Raw genomic sequence first — 17920 nt, 5'->3', positions numbered from 1 at the left:
GTATCGGGGCGGGCGTGTCGGGGCGGATGGCGGCGGCGGAATTATTGGGCGAGCTTGGGTGGCCTTCGCGGTGTCCCAAGGCGGCTCCGCCGGACCGAGCCCATGTCGCATCCGTGTGCGGAGCGTCGCCGCGCGGCCCGTACGGGCGATAATGCCGCCCCTCGACGAGGCAGGAGATTCTACGCGATGTCCAAGGCTGCGGCCCTGATGGTGCAGGGCACGACTTCCGACGCCGGCAAGAGCACGCTGGTGGCCGGCCTGGCCCGGGCGCTGCGCCGGCGCGGGCTGCGGGTGGCGCCGTTCAAACCGCAGAACATGGCGCTGAACTCGGCGGTGACGGTGGATGGCGGCGAGATCGGCCGCGCCCAGGCGCTGCAGGCGCTGGCCGCCGGCGTGCCGGCGCACACCGACTTCAACCCGGTGCTGCTCAAGCCCTCGTCGGACATTGGTGCCCAGGTCATCATCCACGGCAAGGCGGTGGCAGACCTTTCGGCGCGCGACTACCACTGCTACAAGCCCACCGCGATGGCGGCGGTGCTGGCCTCCTGGCGGCGGCTGGAGGCGGCCTACGACTGCGTGCTGGTCGAGGGCGCCGGCAGCCCGGCGGAGATCAACCTGCGCGACCGCGACATCGCCAACATGGGCTTTGCCGAGGCGGCGGACGTGCCGGTGATCCTGGTGGCGGACATCGACCGTGGTGGTGTTTTCGCCCACCTGGTCGGCACGCTGGAGCTGCTGTCGCCGTCGGAGCAGGCGCGGGTCAAGGGCTTCGTCATCAACCGCTTCCGCGGCGACATCGGCCTGCTGCAGTCCGGCCTGGACTGGCTGGAAGCGAGGACGGGGCGGCCGGTACTGGGCGTGCTGCCCTATCTGCATGGCCTCTTCCTCGACGCCGAGGATGCGGTGGCCGGCGGCGGCGTGGCGCCGGAGCGGGCGGCGCTGCGGGTGGTGGCGCCGGTGTACCCGCGGGTGTCCAACCACACCGACCTGGACGCGCTGCGCCTGCATCCCCAGGTGGATTTCCAGTGGGTGGGGCCGGGCCAGCCGATTCCACCGGCCGACCTCATCGTGCTGCCCGGTTCCAAGAGCGTGCAGTCCGACCTCGCCTGGCTGCGTGCCCAGGGCTGGGAGGCGGCGATACGCCGGCATCTGCGCTACGGCGGCAAGCTGATCGGCATCTGCGGCGGCTTCCAGATGCTGGGCACCGCGCTGGATGATCCGCTGGGCCTGGAAGGCCGGCCGGCGCGGGTGGCCGGCCTCGGGCTGCTGGACATGGAGACGGTGCTGGAGCGGGAGAAGCAGCTGGCCAACGTTGCCGGCAGGCTGGCCCTGCCGGGGGCGCCGGCGGTGAGCGGCTACGAGATCCACATGGGTGTGAGCCGCGGCCCGGCGCTGGTGCGGCCGGCGGTGGCGTTCTGCGACGGCCGCAGCGATGGCGCGCTGTCACCGGATGGCCAGGTGCTGGGCAGCTATCTGCACGGCCTGTTCGACCATCCGGACGCGCTGGCCGCGCTGCTGGGCTGGGCCGGGGCAAAGGAACTGGAGCGGGTCGATCTGGCGGCGCGGCGGGAGGCGGATCTGGATCGCCTGGCGGATACGGTGGAGCGGCACATGGACGTTGCCGCGCTGCTGGAAGTGGCGGCAGCGGCGCGGCGGCCGGCTTGAGCCGGCGGCTGCGTTGTGGGTGGCGGTGCGGACCCGGGTGTGTAGCGGGCGGGCGCCGCGCTCCTCCGGCTGGCCGACCGCGGTTCAGCGGCCGCTGAAAACCGGCTTGCGCTTTTCCAGGAAGGCGGCCAGGCCTTCGCGGTAATCCTCGGTGTCCAGGAAATCGAAGGCGGCGCGCTTTTCCGCCCCGCTCAGCGGCTCGGCCGACTGCAGCCGGCGGGCCCAGGCCTTGTGGGCGCGGGCGACGCCGGGCGCGCCGGCGGCGATGCGGCGGGCACTGGCCTGGGCTTCATCGAACACCGCGCCATCGCCGACGACCCGGGTCAGCAGGCCTTTCTGCAGGGCCTCCGCCGCGCCCAGGATGCGGCCCTCCAGCAGGATCTCCAGCACCACCGCCGGGCCGACCAGCGCCAGCAAGCCGGCCATTTCGCCCGGATACATGGAGAAGCCCAGCTTGTTGATCGGCGCGCCGAAGCGGGCGGACTCGCCGGCGATGCGCAGGTCGCAGCAGCCGGCGATCTCCAGCCCGCCGCCGATGCAGGCGCCGCTGATCGCCGCCACCGTCGGCACCGGGCAGTCGCGCACCGCGGCCAGCGCGGCGGCGACGCCGTCCTCGTGGTAGCGCAGGGCGTCATCCACCGTGGCGCGCACGCGGAGGAATTCCTCGATGTCGCCGCCGGCGGCGAAGGCCTGGTCGCCGGCACCGCGCAGGATCACGCAGCGCAGCCCCGGCTCGGCCGACAGCGTCTGCATGCTGGCGCGCAGGCCGTGCCACATGGCCAGGTCCACCGCGTTGAGCTTGGCCGGGTTGGACAGGGTGACGGTGGCGATGCCGTCCACGGTTTCGGTCAGGATGCTTCCGCTCATCTTCGGGGTCCGCACAGAGGTGGGTGGGCGGCGCAGGAGGGCCGAGGGGGTTCCGTACGCCTTCGTATGGGCCGGGTATGATAGCCGACTCGCCACTCCGCGCGCTGAGGCGCTGGCCGGCCCGCGTCGGCCGCGACGGGGCGGCCGGGCTCCAGCGGCAGGCCGGATGCGGACGGATGTGGCGGGAATCCCCGCGTGGCCCCGCCGTCCAACCGGGAACCTGCATCCCGACCAGAGAGGAAAGAACATGGCCAGCAGTCGTATCGAAACCGATTCCATGGGGCCGGTGGAAGTCGCCGCCGACCGCTACTGGGGCGCGCAGACGCAGCGCTCGGTGCACAACTTCCCGATAGGCGTCAGCCGTTTCCGCTGGCAGCGGCCGATGATCCGCGCCTTCGGCCTGCTGAAGAAGGCCGCCGCCCAGGCCAACGCCGAGCTGGGCGAGCTGCCGGCGCCCATCGCCGCGCAGATCGTGCGCGCGGCGGACGAGGTGATCGCCGGCGCGCTGGACGATCACTTCCCGCTGGTGGTGTTCCAGACCGGCTCCGGCACCCAGTCCAACATGAACGCCAACGAGGTGATCGCCAACCGCGCCATCGAGCTGGCCGGCGGCGAGCTGGGCAGCAAGTCGCCGGTGCACCCCAACGACCACGTCAATCGCGGCCAGTCCTCCAACGACACCTTCCCGACCGCGATGCATCTGGCGGTGGTGGGCGAGCTGCAGGAGCGCCTCTTTCCCGCGGTGACCGCGCTGCGCGACACCCTGGCCGAACGTGCCGCCGCCTTCCGCGGCGTGGTCAAGACCGGCCGCACCCACCTGCAGGACGCCACGCCGGTAACCTTGGGCCAGGAGATCGGCGCCTGGGTGGCGCAGATCGATTTCGGCCTCGCAGCGGTGCATGCGGCGCTGCCAGGGCTGCACGACCTCGCCATCGGCGGCACCGCCGTCGGCACCGGGCTGAACGCCCATCCGCGCTTCGGCGACAGCGCCGCCGCCATCCTCGCCCGCCTCACCGGCCAGCCCTTCCGCAGCGCGCCGGACAAGTTCTTCGCCCTGTCCGCCCATGACGCACTGGTGCAGACCTCCGCGGCCCTGCGCACCCTGGCCGGCGGGCTGATGAAGATGGCCAACGACGTGCGCTGGCTCGCCAGCGGCCCGCGCTGCGGCATCGGCGAGCTGCGCATCCCGGAGAACGAGCCGGGCTCGTCCATCATGCCGGGCAAGGTCAACCCCACCCAGTGCGAGGCGCTCACCATGGTCTGCGCCCAGGTGTTCGGCAACGACGCCACCGTGGCCTTCGCCGGCACCCAGGGCAACTTCCAGCTCAACGTCTACAAGCCGGTGATGGCGCACAACGTGCTGGAGAGCATCGCCCTGCTGGCCGACGCCTGCGCGGCTTTCCGCGAGCATTGCGCGGCTGGCATCGAACCGGACTACGCGCGCATCCAGGAGCATCTGGAGGCCAATCTGATGCTGGTCACTGCGCTCAACCGCCACATCGGCTACGACCGCGCCGCCGAGATCGCCAAGAAGGCGCACCACGAAGGCCTGAGCCTGCGCGAGGCGGCGCTCGCCAGCGGCTACGTGAACGAAGAGCAATACGCCCGCTGGGTGGTGCCGGCGGACATGACGGGCGCGTCGGCGCAGACGGGCTGAAGGGCGCGGTGATAGACTCCAGGCGGGTATCGCCGCTCCGGCCGGATGCCGGAACGGGTGGTCCCGCAAGGAGTCCTTCCCGTGTCTTTGTTCAACAATCTGCTGCTCATCCTGCTTCTCATCGCCGTCAGCGCCTTCTTCTCGCTGTCGGAAATCTCGCTGGCCGCGTCGCGCAAGATCAAGCTGCGGCTGATGGCCGATGGCGGCCACGCCGGCGCCGCGCGGGTCCTGCAGCTGCAGGACAGCCCGGGCAACTTCTTTACCGTGGTGCAGATCGGCCTCAACGCGGTGGCCATTCTCGGCGGCATCGTCGGCGACCAGGCGCTGTCGCCCTACGTCGAGGCGGCGCTGGTGTCGGTGTATGACGGCCCGGCGCTGGGCACCGCCAGCTTCATCATCTCCTTCATCTTCGTGACCTCGCTGTTCGTGCTCTTCGCCGACCTGATGCCCAAGCGCTTGTCCATGGTGCGGCCGGAGCGGGTGGCGGTGGCCATCGTGCGGCCGATGCAGCTGTGCATGTGGCTGTTCGCGCCGCTGGTGTGGGTGTTCAACGGCCTCGCCAACTGGCTGTTCCGCCTGCTCGGCGTTCCCAATGCGCGGCCGGACGACATCACCGCCGACGACATCGTCGCCATGGCGGATGCCGGTGCCCAGGCCGGCGTGCTGCTGAAGCAGGAGCAGCACCTGATCACCAATGTGTTCGAGCTGGATTCGCGCATCGTGCCGTCGGCGATGACCGCGCGCGAAAGCATTGTCTACCTCACCCTGGGCGAGTCGGAGGAGAGCATACGGCGCAAGATCGCCGAGCACCCGCACGGCAAGTTCCCGGTGTGCGAGAGCACCATAGACAGCGTGATCGGCTATGTAGACGTGAAGGACATCCTGCCGCGCATCGTTACTGGACAGGATCTGTCGCTGCGCACCCAGCCCATCGTGCGCAAGGTGTTGATGCTGCCGGACACGCTGACGCTGGTCGAGGCGCTGGAGCGCTTCCGCGACGACAAGGAAGGCTTTGGCCTGGTGGTGAATGAATACGCCCTGGTGGTCGGCCTGCTGACGTTGCAGGACGTGATGAACACGGTGATGGGCGACCTGGTGAGCCCTTTCCAGGAAGAGCTGATCGTGCAGCGCGACGACCATTCCTGGCTGATCGACGGCGTGACGCCCATCGAGGATGTGATGCAGGCACTGCACATCGAAGTGTTCGAGGGCTTCCAGAACTACGAAACCATCGCCGGTTTCCTGATGTACATGCTGCGCAAGGTGCCCAAGCGCACCGACTTCGTGCGCTACCACGGCTACAAGTTCGAGGTGGTGGACATCGACAACTACCGCATCGACCAGGTGCTGGTGACGCGGGAAGAGGGCGGGGCGGTGGCGGCGCCTGCCACCGCCGCCTGAGGCGTTTCCGCCAGGCGTTCAGCCGCAGGCTTTCAGGCGGCGCGGTTGCGCGCTTCGGCGATGCGGGCGAGCGCCGCGCGGCCGCTGCTGATGTGCTCGCGCATGCGCGCCTCGGCGGCATCCGCATCGCGGGCGAGCAGGGCGTCCAGGATGTCGCGGTGCTCGGCCAGGGACTGCTCCAGCCGGCCTTCCGAGAACAGCGAGTGGTGGCGCGACAGCTTGATGACCTTGCGCAGATCCTCGATCACCTGCAGCAGCCAGCGGTTGTCCGCCAGCGCCTGGACGCGGTGGTGGAAGGCCTGGTTGGCCTCGAAGAAGCGGTCGATGTCCTCGGCCGCGGCGGCGCGTTCCAGGTCCCGGTGTATGTCCTGGAGTTCCTCGAGTTCGGCGGCGCTGGCGCGGGCGGCGGAACTGCGGGCGCATTCGCCTTCCAGCAGCGCCATGATGGTGAAGACCTCATCCAGGTCGCGTTCCGAGATCTCGGTCACATAACAGCCCCGGCGCGGCTTCAGCGTAACCAGTCCTTCGGAGGCCAGCACCTTCAGTGCCTCGCGCAGCGGCGTGCGGGAGATGCCGTACTGTTCGGCCAGCGCTTGTTCGTCTACCCAGGTGCCGGGCGGCAGTTCGTGGGAGAAGATGCGCTGGCGCAGTCGTTCGGCGACTTCCTGGTACAGCGCGAGCGGAGCGATGCGGGACGCGGTCATGGCGTGGAAACGGCAGGGCTGGCGAAACGGGACGCGCAAGGATAACCGCTTCCGGGCCCGATCTCACCCCGACGTTGCATTCATAATTATGGATACAGTATTATCTGCCGCGAACCGAAGTCAAGGTGGTTTCCGTTGTGCGGCGTAGCATGGGAGACCTCGCGGCAGTCAATGCCAGGGGAACATGAGAGGGACTGCGCCGCACGGGAGCGTCGGCGGCCGTCTGCGGGAAGCTCCGCGGACGGCCTTGTCGTCGCGTCCCGCCGCAGCCGGCCCGTGCCCGCTCCGGCCTGGCGGTTGCCGCATGCGGTGCCAAGCGAGCGCGGAGGATGTCCGCGTTCCATGCGAATCTGCCGGGCCGTCCAGGAGCGGCCCCCTAGTACCGGAGAGCTTTGCCATGTCGAACGCCAACCCGCCCGTCTATCCGCAGCCTGACCTCGAGGCCTGGAACAAGGCGGCCGCCAAGCAGGCTCCGGACGGGGATCTGCAGAAGCTGAACTGGGTGACGCCGGAAGGCCTGACGGTGAAGCCGCTCTATACCGCAGCCGACACTGCCGGCCTGCCGCACGCCGATACGCTGCCGGGCTTCGAGCCCTTCCTGCGCGGGCCGCAGCCCACCATGTACGCGGTGAAGCCCTGGACCATCCGCCAGTACGCCGGCTTTTCCACCGCGGAGGCCTCCAACGCCTTCTACCGCAAGGCGCTGGCCGCCGGCGGCCAGGGCGTGTCGGTGGCCTTCGACCTCGCCACCCATCGCGGCTATGACTCCGACCATCCGCGCGTCACCGGTGACGTCGGCAAGGCCGGCGTGGCGATCGATTCGGTGGAGGACATGAAGATCCTGTTCGACGGCATCCCGCTGGACAAGATCTCGGTGTCCATGACCATGAACGGCGCGGTGCTGCCCATCCTGGCCGGCTACATCGTCGCCGCCGAAGAGCAGGGCGTGGCGCAGGAGAAGCTGTCGGGGACCATACAGAACGACATCCTCAAGGAGTTCATGGTCCGCAACACCTACATCTATCCGCCCACGCCGTCGATGAAGATCATCGCCGACATCTTCGGCTACACCGCGCAGCACATGCCGAAGTTCAACTCCATCTCCATCTCCGGCTATCACATCCAGGAGGCGGGGGCGAACCAGGCGATCGAGCTGGCCTTCACCCTGGCCGACGGCCTGGAGTACGTGCGCACCGGCATCGCCAGCGGCATGGACGTGGATACCTTCGCCGGCCGCCTGTCCTTCTTCTGGGCGGTGGGCATGAACTTCTACCTCGAGATCGCCAAGATGCGGGCGGCGCGCCTGCTGTGGTGGCGCATCATGAAACAGTTCGAGCCCAAGAGCCCGAAGTCCATGATGCTGCGCACCCACTCGCAGACCTCCGGCTGGTCGCTTACCGAGCAGGACCCGTACAACAACGTGGTGCGCACCACCATCGAGGCGATGGCGGCGGTGTTCGGCGGCACCCAGTCGCTGCACACCAACGCGCTGGACGAAGCCATCGCGCTGCCCACCGAGTTTTCCGCCCGCATCGCCCGCAACACCCAGATCATCATTCAGGAAGAAACCCACATCTGTAACGTCGTCGATCCCTGGGCCGGCTCCTACATGATGGAGAAGCTCACCCAGGACATGGCCGACAAGGCCTGGGCGCTGATCGAGGAGATCGAAGCCATGGGCGGCATGACCAAGGCGGTCGAGTCCGGCTGGGCCAAGATGAAGGTGGAGGAGTGTGCCGCCGAGAAGCAGGCGCGCATCGACTCGGGCAAGGACGTCATCGTCGGCGTGAACAAGTACAAGCTCGCCAAGGAAGACCCGATCGAGATCCTCGACATCGACAACCACGCGGTGCGCGAAGCGCAGATCGCGCGCCTCAACAAGATACGCGAAAGCCGCGACGGCGCCGCGGTGCAGGCAGCGCTGGAGGCGCTGACGCGGTGCGCCGAGAGCGGCCACGGCAACCTGCTCGACCTCAGCGTGAAGGCCATCCGCCTGCGTGCTACCGTGGGCGAGGTGTCGGACGCGCTGGAGAAGATCTTCGGCCGCTACCGCGCCAACCCCCAGGCCGTGTCCGGCGTCTATGGAGCTGTCGTGGAAGAGCAGGAAGACTGGAAGGCGCTGAAGGGCGAGATCGAGGCTTTCGTCGCCGACGAAGGCCGCCGCCCGCGCATCATGATCGCCAAGCTGGGCCAGGACGGCCACGACCGGGGCGCCAAGGTGGTGGCTTCGGCCTTCGCCGACCTCGGCTTCGACATCGACATCGGCCCGCTCTTCCAGACCCCGGAAGAAGCCGCCCGCCATGCGGTGGAGAACGATGTGCACGCGGTCGGCTGCTCCAGCCTCGCCGCCGGCCACAAGACCCTGGTGCCGCAGATCATCGCCGAACTGAAGAAGCTGGGCGCGGACGACATCATCACCTTCGTCGGCGGCGTCATCCCGGCGCAGGACTATGACGCCCTGTACGCCGCCGGCGCCAAGGGCATCTTCGGCCCCGGCACGCCGATCCCGGTGGCGGCGCGCGAAGTGTTGAAGCAGATCCGCGCCGCGCGGATTGCGGCCTGAGCGCGGGCCTCGGGTTCAAGGCTGTCCGGAGTTGCCGCATCCCGGTATGAATTCCGCCGAAAGACCACCCTGCCAGGGCATCACGCTGGATGCCGCCGACCGCGCGCTGGTCGAGGGCGTGCTCGCCCGCCAGCTGCGGCCGCTGGCGAAGACCATCACCCTGGTCGAATCCCAGCGCGAGGATCACAAGCTGCGTGCCCGCGCGGTGCTGGAGGCCTTGCTGCCGGCCAGCGGCGGCGCGGTGCGCATCGGTATTTCCGGCGTGCCGGGCGTGGGCAAGTCCACCTTCATCGAGGCGCTGGGCCTGTACCTGATCGCTCAGGGGCATCGCATCGCGGTGCTGGCGGTCGATCCGTCCTCCACGCTCACCGGCGGCTCCATCCTCGGCGACAAGACGCGCATGGAGCTGCTGTCGCGCGAGACCGCCGCCTTCATCCGCCCCAGCCCTTCGGCCGGCTCGCTCGGCGGCGTGGCGGAGAAGACGCGGGAGACCATGCTGGTGTGCGAGGCGGCCGGCTTCGACGTGATCATCGTCGAGACGGTGGGCGTCGGCCAGTCGGAGACCGCGGTGGCCGGCATGACCGACATGTTCTGCCTGCTGCAGTTGCCCAACGCCGGCGACGACCTGCAGGCGATGAAGAAGGGCATCGTCGAACTGGCCGATCTCATCGTGGTGAACAAGGCGGACATCGACCCCGCCGCCGCCACCCGCGCCAAGGCCCAGCTGCAGACCGCGCTGCACCTGCTGAGGCCGGCCAGCCCGAACTGGAGCCCGCCGGTGCTGACGTTGTCGGCGTTGCAAAAGGAAGGCGTGGAAGCTTTCTGGCGCACGGTGGGCGAGTATTGCGACATCATGCGGCGCAGCGGCGAGTTCGACGGCCGCCGCCGCAACCAGGCCCTGGCCTGGATGTGGGAATTGATAGACGCCGGCCTGCGCAGCCGCTTCCGCGGCGACGGCCAGGTGCGCGAGGCGCTGCCGCGGCTGGCGGCGGCGGTGCAGGCGGGCGAGACCACGCCGGCTGCTGCCGCGCTGACCCTGCTCGGCTATCTCGGCTGAGGGGGGGCAAGGTCACGAAGCCGCCGGCACAGCCACCCATTCGGTAATCGGCAACACTGAAACAGCGTCACCCGGTGCGGAGTCGTGCCGGCAACGGAATCGACAGGAGACCTTCTATGCACGAAATCATCCGCCGGCTGGACGAGAGCCGCGCCGCAGCCCGCCTCGGCGGCGGCCAGCGGCGCATCGACGCCCAGCATGCAAAGGGCAAGCTGAGCGCCCGCGAGCGCATCGAGCTACTGCTGGACGAGGGCAGCTTCGAAGAGTGGGACATGTTCAAGGAGCACCGCTGCACCGACTTCGGCATGGCGGATGCGGAGAAGATACCGGGCGACGGCGTGGTCACCGGCTACGGCACCGTCAATGGCCGGCTGGTGTTCGTCTTCAGCCAGGACTTCACCGTGTTCGGCGGCTCGCTGTCCGAAACGCATGCGCAGAAGATCTGCAAGGTCATGGACCACGCGCTCAAGGTCGGCGCGCCGGTGATCGGCCTCAACGACTCCGGCGGCGCGCGCATCCAGGAAGGGGTGGATTCCCTCGGCGGCTATGCCGATGTGTTCCAGCGCAACGTGATGGCTTCCGGCGTGATCCCGCAGATATCCATGATCATGGGGCCCTGCGCTGGCGGCGCGGTGTATTCGCCGTCGATGACCGACTTCATCTTCATGGTCAAGGACTCCTCCTACATGTTCGTCACCGGCCCGGAAGTGGTGAAGACGGTGACGCATGAGGAAGTGACCGCCGAGGAACTGGGCGGCGCGGTGACCCATACCAGCAAGTCCGGCGTCGCCGACCTCGCTTTCGAGAACGACGTCGAGGCGCTGGGCATGCTGCGCCGCTTCATCGACTTCCTGCCGCTGTCCAACCGCGAGAAGGCGCCGGTGCGGCCGACGACCGACCTGGCCGACCGCATGGACGAGTCGCTGGACACCCTGGTGCCGTCCAACCCCAACCAGCCCTACGACATGAAGGAGCTGATCACCAAGGTGGTGGACGAGGGCGACTTCTTCGAACTGCAGCCGGATTACGCCAAGAACATCGTCATCGGCTTCGGCCGCATGGAAGGGCAGACGGTGGGCATCGTCGCCAACCAGCCGCTGGTGCTGGCCGGTTGCCTGGACATCAAGAGCTCGATCAAGGCGGCGCGCTTCGTGCGCTTCTGCGATGCCTTCAACATTCCGGTGGTGACTTTCGTGGACGTGCCCGGCTTCATGCCCGGCACCGCCCAGGAATACGGCGGCATCATCAAGCACGGCGCCAAGCTGCTCTACGCCTATGCCGAATGCACCGTGCCCAAGATCACCGTGATCACCCGCAAGGCCTACGGCGGCGCCTACGACGTGATGAGTTCCAAGCACCTGCGCGGCGATGTGAACCTCGCCTGGCCGACCGCCGAGATCGCGGTCATGGGCCCCAAGGGCGCGGTGGAGATCATCTTCCGCGAAGAGAAGAACGACCCGGAGAAGATCGCGAAGCGCGAGGCGGAGTACAAGGAGAAGTTCGCCAACCCCTTCGTCGCCGCCCACCGCGGCTTCATCGACGACGTCATCATGCCGCACGCCACCCGCAAGCGTATCTGCCGCTCGCTGGCGATGCTGCGCGACAAGCAGCTGGAAAACCCGTGGCGCAAGCACGGCAATATTCCGCTCTGAGCCGGGGAGAACAACACAATGTTTAGGAAGATCCTGATCGCAAACCGCGGTGACCAGCCGCGCAGCGGCGCAGCGACGCAGTCACATCGGCCGGCATGCAAGGCATGCCGTGGCGATTTCACCGCGGAGACCATGCATGTTTAAGAAAATCCTGATCGCAAACCGCGGTGAAATCGCCTGCCGCGTGATCAAGACCGCCCGCAAGATGGGCATCCAGACGGTGGCGGTGTATTCCGAGGCGGACAAGGACGCCCTGCATGTGGACCTCGCCGACGAGGCGGTCTGCATCGGACCGGCGGCGTCCAAGGAGTCCTACCTGGTGATGGACAAGATCATCGCCGCCTGCAAGCAGACCGGCGCCGAGGCGGTGCATCCGGGCTACGGCTTCCTGTCGGAGAACGAGGCCTTCTCCCGCCGGCTGGAAGAGGAAGGCATCATCTTCATCGGCCCGAAGCACTACTCGGTCGCCAAGATGGGCGACAAGATCGAGTCCAAGAAGCTGGCCAAGGCCGCCGGCGTCAGCACCATTCCCGGCTACAACGATGCCATCGCCGGGCCGGAGCAGGCGGTGGAGATCGCCAAGGGCATCGGCTATCCGGTGATGATCAAGGCCTCCGCCGGCGGCGGTGGCAAGGGCCTGCGGGTCGCGTTCAACGACCAGGAAGCCTTCGAGGGCTTCGCCTCCTGCCAGAACGAAGCGCGCAACAGCTTCGGCGACGACCGGGTGTTCATCGAGAAATTCGTCGAGGAGCCGCGCCACATCGAGATCCAGGTGTTGGCCGATGCCCACGGCAACACGGTTTACCTGCACGAGCGCGAATGTTCCATCCAGCGCCGCCACCAGAAGGTGATCGAAGAAGCGCCCAGCCCCTTCCTCGACCCCGCCACCCGCAAGGCCATGGGCGAGCAGGCGGTGGCGCTGGCGAAGGCGGTGGAATACCAGTCCGCCGGCACAGTGGAGTTCGTCGTCGGCAAGGACAAGTCCTTCTACTTCCTGGAGATGAACACCCGGCTGCAGGTGGAGCACCCGGTCACCGAATTCATCACCGGCCTGGATCTGGTCGAGCAGATGATCCGCGTCGCCGCCGGCGAGAAGCTGTCCTTCACCCAGGAGGAGATCCCGCTCAAAGGCTGGGCGATGGAATGCCGCATCAACGCCGAAGATCCCTTCCGCGGCTTCCTGCCCTCCACTGGCCGGCTGGTGCGCTTCCAGCCGCCGGCGGAGGTCGAGGGGGCGGTGCGGGTGGATACCGGCGTCTATGACGGTGGCGAGATCTCGATGTTTTACGACTCGATGATCGCCAAGCTGATCACCCACGGCGCCGACCGCGACCAGGCCATCGCACGCATGCGCGAGGCGCTGGATGCCTTCGTGATCCGCGGCATCAGCTCCAACATCCCCTTCCAGGCCGCGCTGATGCAGCATCCGCGCTTCGTCTCCGGCAACTTCAACACCGGCTTCATCGCCGAGGAGTACCCGAAGGGCTTCGATTCCTCCATGGTGCCGCACGACGATCCGGCGCTCTTCGTCGCCGTGGCCGCGGCCATGCACCGTGCCTACCAGGACAGGGCGGCGCAGATCAGCGGCCAGATGCCCGGCCACGAGCGGGTGGTGAAGGACGACTACATCGTCATCCGCGGCGAGGAGCGCAGCCCGGTGACGGTGGTGCCGGCAGCCGAAGGCTACGCGGTGAGCCACCGCGGCGAGACTTACGCGCTGCGCACTGAGTGGAAGTTCGGCGAGTTGCTGTTCGCCGGCACCCTGAACGGCAAGCCCTTCACCATGCAGGTGGAGCGCAGCGGCATGAAGTACCGCCTGTCCCACGCCGGCAGCCAGGCCGTCTGCATGGTGATGAGCGTGTCCGCCGCCGCCTTGCAGGCGCTGATGCCGGTGAAGCTGCCGCCCGACCTCTCCAAGTTCCTGCTGTCGCCCATGCCCGGCCTGCTGCGCGAGATCGCGGTGAGCGAGGGGCAGGAGGTCAAGGCCGGCGAAAAGCTGGCGGTGATCGAAGCAATGAAGATGGAGAACGTGCTCAAGGCCGAGCAGGACGGCAAGGTGCGCAAGGTGGTGGCCAGCCCCGGCGCCAGCCTGGCGGTGGACGAGGTCATCATCGAGTTCGAGTGAGCCTGCCTGCAGCCAAGCGATGGCCTTCCCCGCGCAGGGGACGCCACCCCCGGAAAGCCCGCCTCGTGCGGGCTTTTCTTTTTTTGCGGCGGGAGCAGCGCATGGGCGGCATCCGTGCCGCCGTGCGCCGGCCGGAAGTAAGGGGGAAATGTATTTCGGTTTAGATTGTTTGCACAAAGATAATTGTTCGAATATGATTCGCCGGCTTTCCGCCGCCCGCCTCTTGCGCGGCGGCTCCGCTTCACCGCCAGCGTGCGCACCCGCCCGGCTCCGTCCGGCCCCCCCTTTTACCCGCGCCGCTGCCGGTCAAACCCGTTCCCCGAACCGCTTCCGGCCGCGTCCTCCCTGTCGCGCCGGTGGGCGGTGCCCGGCTCAACGAGGAGGTTCCATGACAGCTCAGCTGCAGACTGCGGCACGCCAGTGGCCAGTTGCCCGTGGCGAAGTGATCGCCCCCCAGCCCTTCAAGGTCTATACCCAGCGCGACCTGGATCGCATCGCTCCGCTGGCGGCGATGTCCGAAGAAGCCCGCTTCGAGATGAAAGTGGTTTCCACCGTGCTGCCGTTCCGCGTGAACCAGTACGTGATCGACGAACTGATCGACTGGGACAACACGCCCGCCGACCCCCTCTTCCAGCTCACCTTTCCCCAGCGCGGCATGCTTACCGAGGGCCATTACGAGTGGATCGCCGAGCTCTACCGGCGTGAGGCCGACAAGGCGGAGATCGACGCCGCGGCGCAGGAAATCAGGTTGGAGCTCAACCCGCACCCAGCCGATCAGATGGAGATGAACATGCCGCGCGACGAGGCCGGCGAGCGGCTGGACGGCATCCAGCACAAGTACCGCGAAACAGTATTGTTCTTCCCCAGCCAGGGCCAGACCTGCCACAGCTACTGCACCTTCTGCTTCCGCTGGGCCCAGTTCGTGGGCGACAAGGCGCTGCGCATCGCCGCCTCCGAGGCGCAGCGGTTGCACGCCTACCTGCGCAAGCAGCCAGCGGTCACCGACCTGCTGTTCACCGGCGGTGACCCGATGGTGATGAAGACCAAGCACCTCGCCGGCTACCTGGAACCGCTGCTGGCGCCGGAGTTCGAGCACATCCAGACCATACGCATCGGCACCAAGGCGCTCAGCTTCTGGCCGCAGCGCTTCCTCGGCGCCGATGATGCGGACGAGCTGGTCCGCCTGCTGGAGCGCATGGTGAAGGCCGGCAAGCATGTCGCGCTGATGGCGCACTACAACCACTGGCGCGAGCTGGAGACGCCGGCGGCGCGGGCTGCCATCCGCCGCATCCGCGATACCGGCGCGGTGATACGCGGGCAGGGCCCGCTGATCGGTCACATCAACGACGACCCTGCGGTGTGGGCGCGGCTGTGGCAGACCCAGGTGCGCCTGGGCATCGTGCCCTACTACATGTTCGTCGAACGGGACACCGGCGCCCGCCACTACTTCGAGGTGCCGCTGGCGCGCGCCTGGGAGATCTACCGCGAGGCGATGCAGCAGGTATCCGGTCTGGCCCGCACCGCGCGCGGCCCCAGCATGTCCGCCAGCCCAGGCAAGGTGGAGATCCAGGGCATCACCGAGGTGGGTGGCGAGAAGGTATTCGTGCTGCGCTTCATCCAGGGGCGCAATCCGGACTGGGTACAACGCCCCTTCTTCGCCCGCTACGACGCGGAAGCCACCTGGTTGGATCACCTGCGGCCGGCTTTCGGCGAGGAGAAATGGTTCTGGGAGGACGAATACGAGGCGCTGCGGGAGGACAAGCTGGCCGTTGCTGCCTGAGCCCTTGCCGTCGGCCGGGGCCGGGTTTGTGGACGAATCCGCGCCTTATGACAAAGCCCGCCGCAAGGCGGGCTTTGTCTGTCTACACCACGCAGCGCCTGCATCACATAATGCGAGCGCGACCGGCAGCCAGCCGGCGGGCGAGACTGGGCGAGAGCGGAGGCGGACATGCGGCTGGGCAGGGAAAGCGACAAGGTCGAAGACAGGCGCGGCTCGGGTGGGGGCGGCGCCGGCCGGCTCGGGCTGGGCGGGCTCATCCTGGCACTGGTGGCGCTCTACTTCGGTGTCGATCCGGCGGTGGTGATGCAGATCGCCGGCATGGGCGGGCAGGGCAGCAGCGTTTCCGCGCCGGCTTCAGGCGGCGCGCCCACCGACGAGGCCGGCCGCTTCGTCTCCATGGTGCTGGCGGATACCGAAGACACCTGGGGACCGCTGTTCGCCGCCAACGGCCGCCGTTACGAAGAGCCGGTGCTGGTGCTGTTCTCCGGCTCCACCCGCAGCGCCTGCGGCGTCGGCCAGGCGGCCATGGGGCCCTTCTACTGCCCGATGGATCGCAAGCTCTACATCGACCTCTCTTTCTACGACGAGCTGAAGCAGCGTTACCGCGCACCCGGCGATTTCGCCCAGGCCTACGTGATCGCCCATGAGGTTGGCCATCACGTGCAGAACCTGCTCGGCATCTCGGCCAAGGTGCAGGAGGCGCGCCAGCGCCTGAGTGAGCGCGAGGGCAACCGCCTGTCGGTGCGGCAGGAACTGCAGGCCGACTGTCTGGCCGGCGTCTGGGCCTATCACGCCGACCGGGCGCGGCAAATCCTGGAAAGCGGCGACGTGGAGGAGGCACTGACCGCCGCGGCCGCCATCGGCGACGATCGCCTGCAGCAGCAGGGCCGCGGCTATGTGGTGCCGGACAGCTTCACCCACGGTAGCTCCGCCCAGCGGGTGCGCTGGTTCCGCACCGGCCTGGAACAGGGCAGCCTGCACGCCTGCGACACTTTTGCCGCCGGCGTGGCGGTGAACTGAAAGGGGCTGGTGGAAGGGGCCGCCGAAACGCGGGCCGCGGAAATAGAGGCTTGCGGGGGCGCGTCCAGCGTGTCCCCCGGCGGAGCACGCAGCCCTGAGATCAGCCCGCCAGCGTGGCGTAGGCCTGGATCACTTCCGGTGGGGCCTGCACCAACTCCACCAGCACCCCTTCGCCGCCGATCGGGAATTCTTCGTTACCCTTGGGATGCAGGAAGGTGATGTCGTAGCCGGCGGCGCCGCGGCGGATGCCGCCGGGAGCGAAGCGCACGCCTTGGGCCGTCAGCCATTCCACGCAGCGCGGCAGGTCGTCCACCCACAGGCCGACGTGGTTGAGCGGGGTGGTATGCACCGCCGGCTTCTTCTCCGGGTCCAGCGGCTGCATCAGGTCCACCTCGACCTTGAACGGCCCCTTGCCCATGGCGCAGATGTCTTCGTCCACATTCTCGCGCTCGGAGGAGAAGCTGCCCTGAACCTCCAGCCCCAGCATGTCCACCCACAGGCTGCGCAGCTTTTCCTTGCTGGGGCCGCCGATGGCGACCTGCTGGATGCCGAGGATCTTGAACGGGCGCTGGGACATGGGAAAGCTCCGGAACTGGATTAAGAATTCATAATTATAGAGGCCGCTTGCCGTATACGTACAAGCGGCCACGCAATCTGGCCCACGCCAGTGCGATTCCCTTGGCCACCAGCCAGTCTTGCTGCTGAGCAGTCTTCATTCCCAGCTCACCTGCGCCGACAGCAGATAGCCGGCCCCATACACCGTGCGGATCAGCTTGGGGTTCTGCGGGTCGTCGTCCAGCTTGCGGCGCAGGCGGGAGATGCGGACGTCTATGCTGCGGTCGAAGGGGTCGACCTCGCGCTCCCCCAGCAGCTGCTCGCGCGACAGGATCTTGTTCGGCCGCCGCAGCATCAGCGCCAGCAGGCCGGCTTCGGCGGCGGAGAGGCCGATCTCGCGGCCGTCGGCGGCCACCAGCACATGGCGGCCGCTGTCGAAGGCCCAGCCGGAGAAGCGGGCGAGGGTGCGCTCGGCGCTGGCTTCCGGCGGCGCGGCGCGCTGGTAGCGACGCAGGATGGAGCGCACCCGGGCGACCAGCTCACGCGGCTCGAAAGGCTTCACCAGGTAGTCGTCGGCGCCCAGCTCCAGGCCCAGCACCCGGTCGGTGACGTCGTTGCGGCCGGTGAGGATGAGGACCGCGCAGGGGCTGTTCTCCTGCAGTTCGCGAACCACCTGCATGCCGTCCATGTCGGGCAGGCCGAGGTCCACGATGCACAGGTCCGGCACCGACTGGCGGGCGCGGGACAATAGCTGGCGGCCGGTGGAGAGGTGTTCGGCGCGGAAGCCGTACTCGGCCAGCGCGGCGCAGATCAGGCGGGCGATCTCCGGTTCGTCCTCCAGCACGAACAGCGTGGGTTGCGGGGCGGGCTGGGC

Annotated in this window: 13 protein-coding genes; 9 read left to right on the top strand and 4 right to left on the bottom strand. The window is 68.0% G+C overall.

All coding sequences use genetic code 11. The features are described from left to right. Positions 1-186 precede the first annotated feature (186 nt). Entirely contained in the window at positions 187-1665 is a 1479-nt protein-coding gene (locus GRF61_RS18590; protein ID WP_169152117.1) for a cobyric acid synthase, read from the top strand. An 84-nt stretch (positions 1666-1749) separates the two neighbouring features. Here the strand turns inward: GRF61_RS18590 and GRF61_RS18585 are convergent, their stop codons facing one another. After that, entirely contained in the window at positions 1750-2532 is a 783-nt protein-coding gene (locus GRF61_RS18585) for an enoyl-CoA hydratase-related protein (protein ID WP_169152116.1), read from the bottom strand. Positions 2533-2779: 247 nt separating this feature from the next. On the opposite strand from GRF61_RS18585, the gene fumC reads away from it, so the two are divergent. Continuing rightward, complete coding sequence (gene fumC / locus GRF61_RS18580; protein ID WP_169152115.1) at positions 2780-4189, top strand: class II fumarate hydratase; 1410 nt, start codon at positions 2780-2782, stop codon at positions 4187-4189. A gap of 45 nt (positions 4190-4234) precedes the next feature. Beyond that, complete coding sequence (locus GRF61_RS18575; protein ID WP_169152114.1) at positions 4235-5590, top strand: hemolysin family protein; 1356 nt, start codon at positions 4235-4237, stop codon at positions 5588-5590. A 32-nt stretch (positions 5591-5622) separates the two neighbouring features. Here GRF61_RS18575 and GRF61_RS18570 read toward each other — a convergent pair whose 3' ends face one another. Continuing rightward, positions 5623-6294, bottom strand: coding sequence for a GntR family transcriptional regulator (locus tag GRF61_RS18570; RefSeq protein ID WP_169152113.1), 672 nt, complete (start codon positions 6292-6294; stop codon positions 5623-5625). Between the two features lie 397 nt (positions 6295-6691). On the opposite strand from GRF61_RS18570, the gene scpA reads away from it, so the two are divergent. The 6 genes from scpA to GRF61_RS18540 all read left to right on the top strand — a co-directional run bounded on the left by scpA (position 6692) and on the right by GRF61_RS18540 (position 16491). Next, positions 6692-8857 (top strand): methylmalonyl-CoA mutase, encoded by a 2166-nt coding sequence (scpA, locus tag GRF61_RS18565; protein ID WP_169152112.1) that lies wholly within the window; start codon positions 6692-6694, stop codon positions 8855-8857. Positions 8858-8903: 46 nt separating this feature from the next. Further along, the gene (gene meaB / locus GRF61_RS18560) at positions 8904-9914 is read left to right on the top strand and encodes a methylmalonyl Co-A mutase-associated GTPase MeaB (RefSeq protein WP_169152111.1); all 1011 of its coding nucleotides are present in this window, start codon (positions 8904-8906) and stop codon (positions 9912-9914) included. Between the two features lie 116 nt (positions 9915-10030). After that, on the top strand, positions 10031-11566 hold the full coding sequence (locus GRF61_RS18555; RefSeq protein WP_133590553.1) for an acyl-CoA carboxylase subunit beta: 1536 nt from the start codon (positions 10031-10033) through the stop codon (positions 11564-11566). A 136-nt stretch (positions 11567-11702) separates the two neighbouring features. Beyond that, complete coding sequence (accC, locus tag GRF61_RS18550) at positions 11703-13691, top strand: acetyl-CoA carboxylase biotin carboxylase subunit (protein WP_169152110.1); 1989 nt, start codon at positions 11703-11705, stop codon at positions 13689-13691. A 388-nt stretch (positions 13692-14079) separates the two neighbouring features. Beyond that, positions 14080-15471 carry a lysine 2,3-aminomutase gene (locus GRF61_RS18545; RefSeq protein ID WP_169152109.1) on the top strand — a complete coding sequence of 464 codons (1392 nt, stop codon included), beginning with the start codon at positions 14080-14082 and terminating at the stop codon, positions 15469-15471. Between the two features lie 168 nt (positions 15472-15639). Further along, positions 15640-16491 carry a neutral zinc metallopeptidase gene (locus tag GRF61_RS18540; protein WP_169152108.1) on the top strand — a complete coding sequence of 284 codons (852 nt, stop codon included), beginning with the start codon at positions 15640-15642 and terminating at the stop codon, positions 16489-16491. A gap of 100 nt (positions 16492-16591) precedes the next feature. On the opposite strand, the gene GRF61_RS18535 is transcribed toward GRF61_RS18540, so the two are convergent. Both GRF61_RS18535 and GRF61_RS18530 read right to left on the bottom strand, forming a co-directional pair. Further along, positions 16592-17068, bottom strand: a complete 477-nt coding sequence (locus tag GRF61_RS18535) for a VOC family protein (RefSeq protein ID WP_169152107.1) — start codon at positions 17066-17068, stop codon at positions 16592-16594. 135 nt (positions 17069-17203) lie between these two features. After that, positions 17204-17896 (bottom strand): response regulator transcription factor, encoded by a 693-nt coding sequence (locus GRF61_RS18530; RefSeq protein ID WP_169152118.1) that lies wholly within the window; start codon positions 17894-17896, stop codon positions 17204-17206. Positions 17897-17920 lie beyond the last annotated feature (24 nt).

Origin of the sequence: Azoarcus sp. TTM-91, assembly GCF_012911025.1 — a bacterium.
Taxonomy (GTDB): Bacteria; Pseudomonadota; Gammaproteobacteria; order Burkholderiales; family Rhodocyclaceae; genus Azoarcus.
Note: the sequence above shows the minus strand (reverse complement) of the source record. Positions and strands in the feature narration are given on the sequence as shown.

Bases quoted from the DNA above. Each gene is read 5' to 3' on its own strand.
- GRF61_RS18585 (WP_169152116.1), bottom strand. From the start codon at position 2,532: ATGAGCGGAAGCATCCTGACCGAAACCGTGGACGGCATCGCCACCGTC.
- GRF61_RS18555 (WP_133590553.1), top strand. From the start codon at position 10,031: ATGCACGAAATCATCCGCCGGCTGGACGAGAGCCGCGCCGCAGCCCGC.
- GRF61_RS18570 (WP_169152113.1), bottom strand. From the start codon at position 6,294: ATGACCGCGTCCCGCATCGCTCCGCTCGCGCTGTACCAGGAAGTCGCC.
- GRF61_RS18590 (WP_169152117.1), top strand. From the start codon at position 187: ATGTCCAAGGCTGCGGCCCTGATGGTGCAGGGCACGACTTCCGACGCC.
- accC (WP_169152110.1), top strand. From the start codon at position 11,703: ATGTTTAAGAAAATCCTGATCGCAAACCGCGGTGAAATCGCCTGCCGC.
- meaB (WP_169152111.1), top strand. From the start codon at position 8,904: ATGAATTCCGCCGAAAGACCACCCTGCCAGGGCATCACGCTGGATGCC.
- GRF61_RS18575 (WP_169152114.1), top strand. From the start codon at position 4,235: ATGCCGGAACGGGTGGTCCCGCAAGGAGTCCTTCCCGTGTCTTTGTTC.
- GRF61_RS18540 (WP_169152108.1), top strand. From the start codon at position 15,640: ATGCGGCTGGGCAGGGAAAGCGACAAGGTCGAAGACAGGCGCGGCTCG.
- GRF61_RS18535 (WP_169152107.1), bottom strand. From the start codon at position 17,068: ATGTCCCAGCGCCCGTTCAAGATCCTCGGCATCCAGCAGGTCGCCATC.
- scpA (WP_169152112.1), top strand. From the start codon at position 6,692: ATGTCGAACGCCAACCCGCCCGTCTATCCGCAGCCTGACCTCGAGGCC.
- fumC (WP_169152115.1), top strand. From the start codon at position 2,780: ATGGCCAGCAGTCGTATCGAAACCGATTCCATGGGGCCGGTGGAAGTC.
- GRF61_RS18545 (WP_169152109.1), top strand. From the start codon at position 14,080: ATGACAGCTCAGCTGCAGACTGCGGCACGCCAGTGGCCAGTTGCCCGT.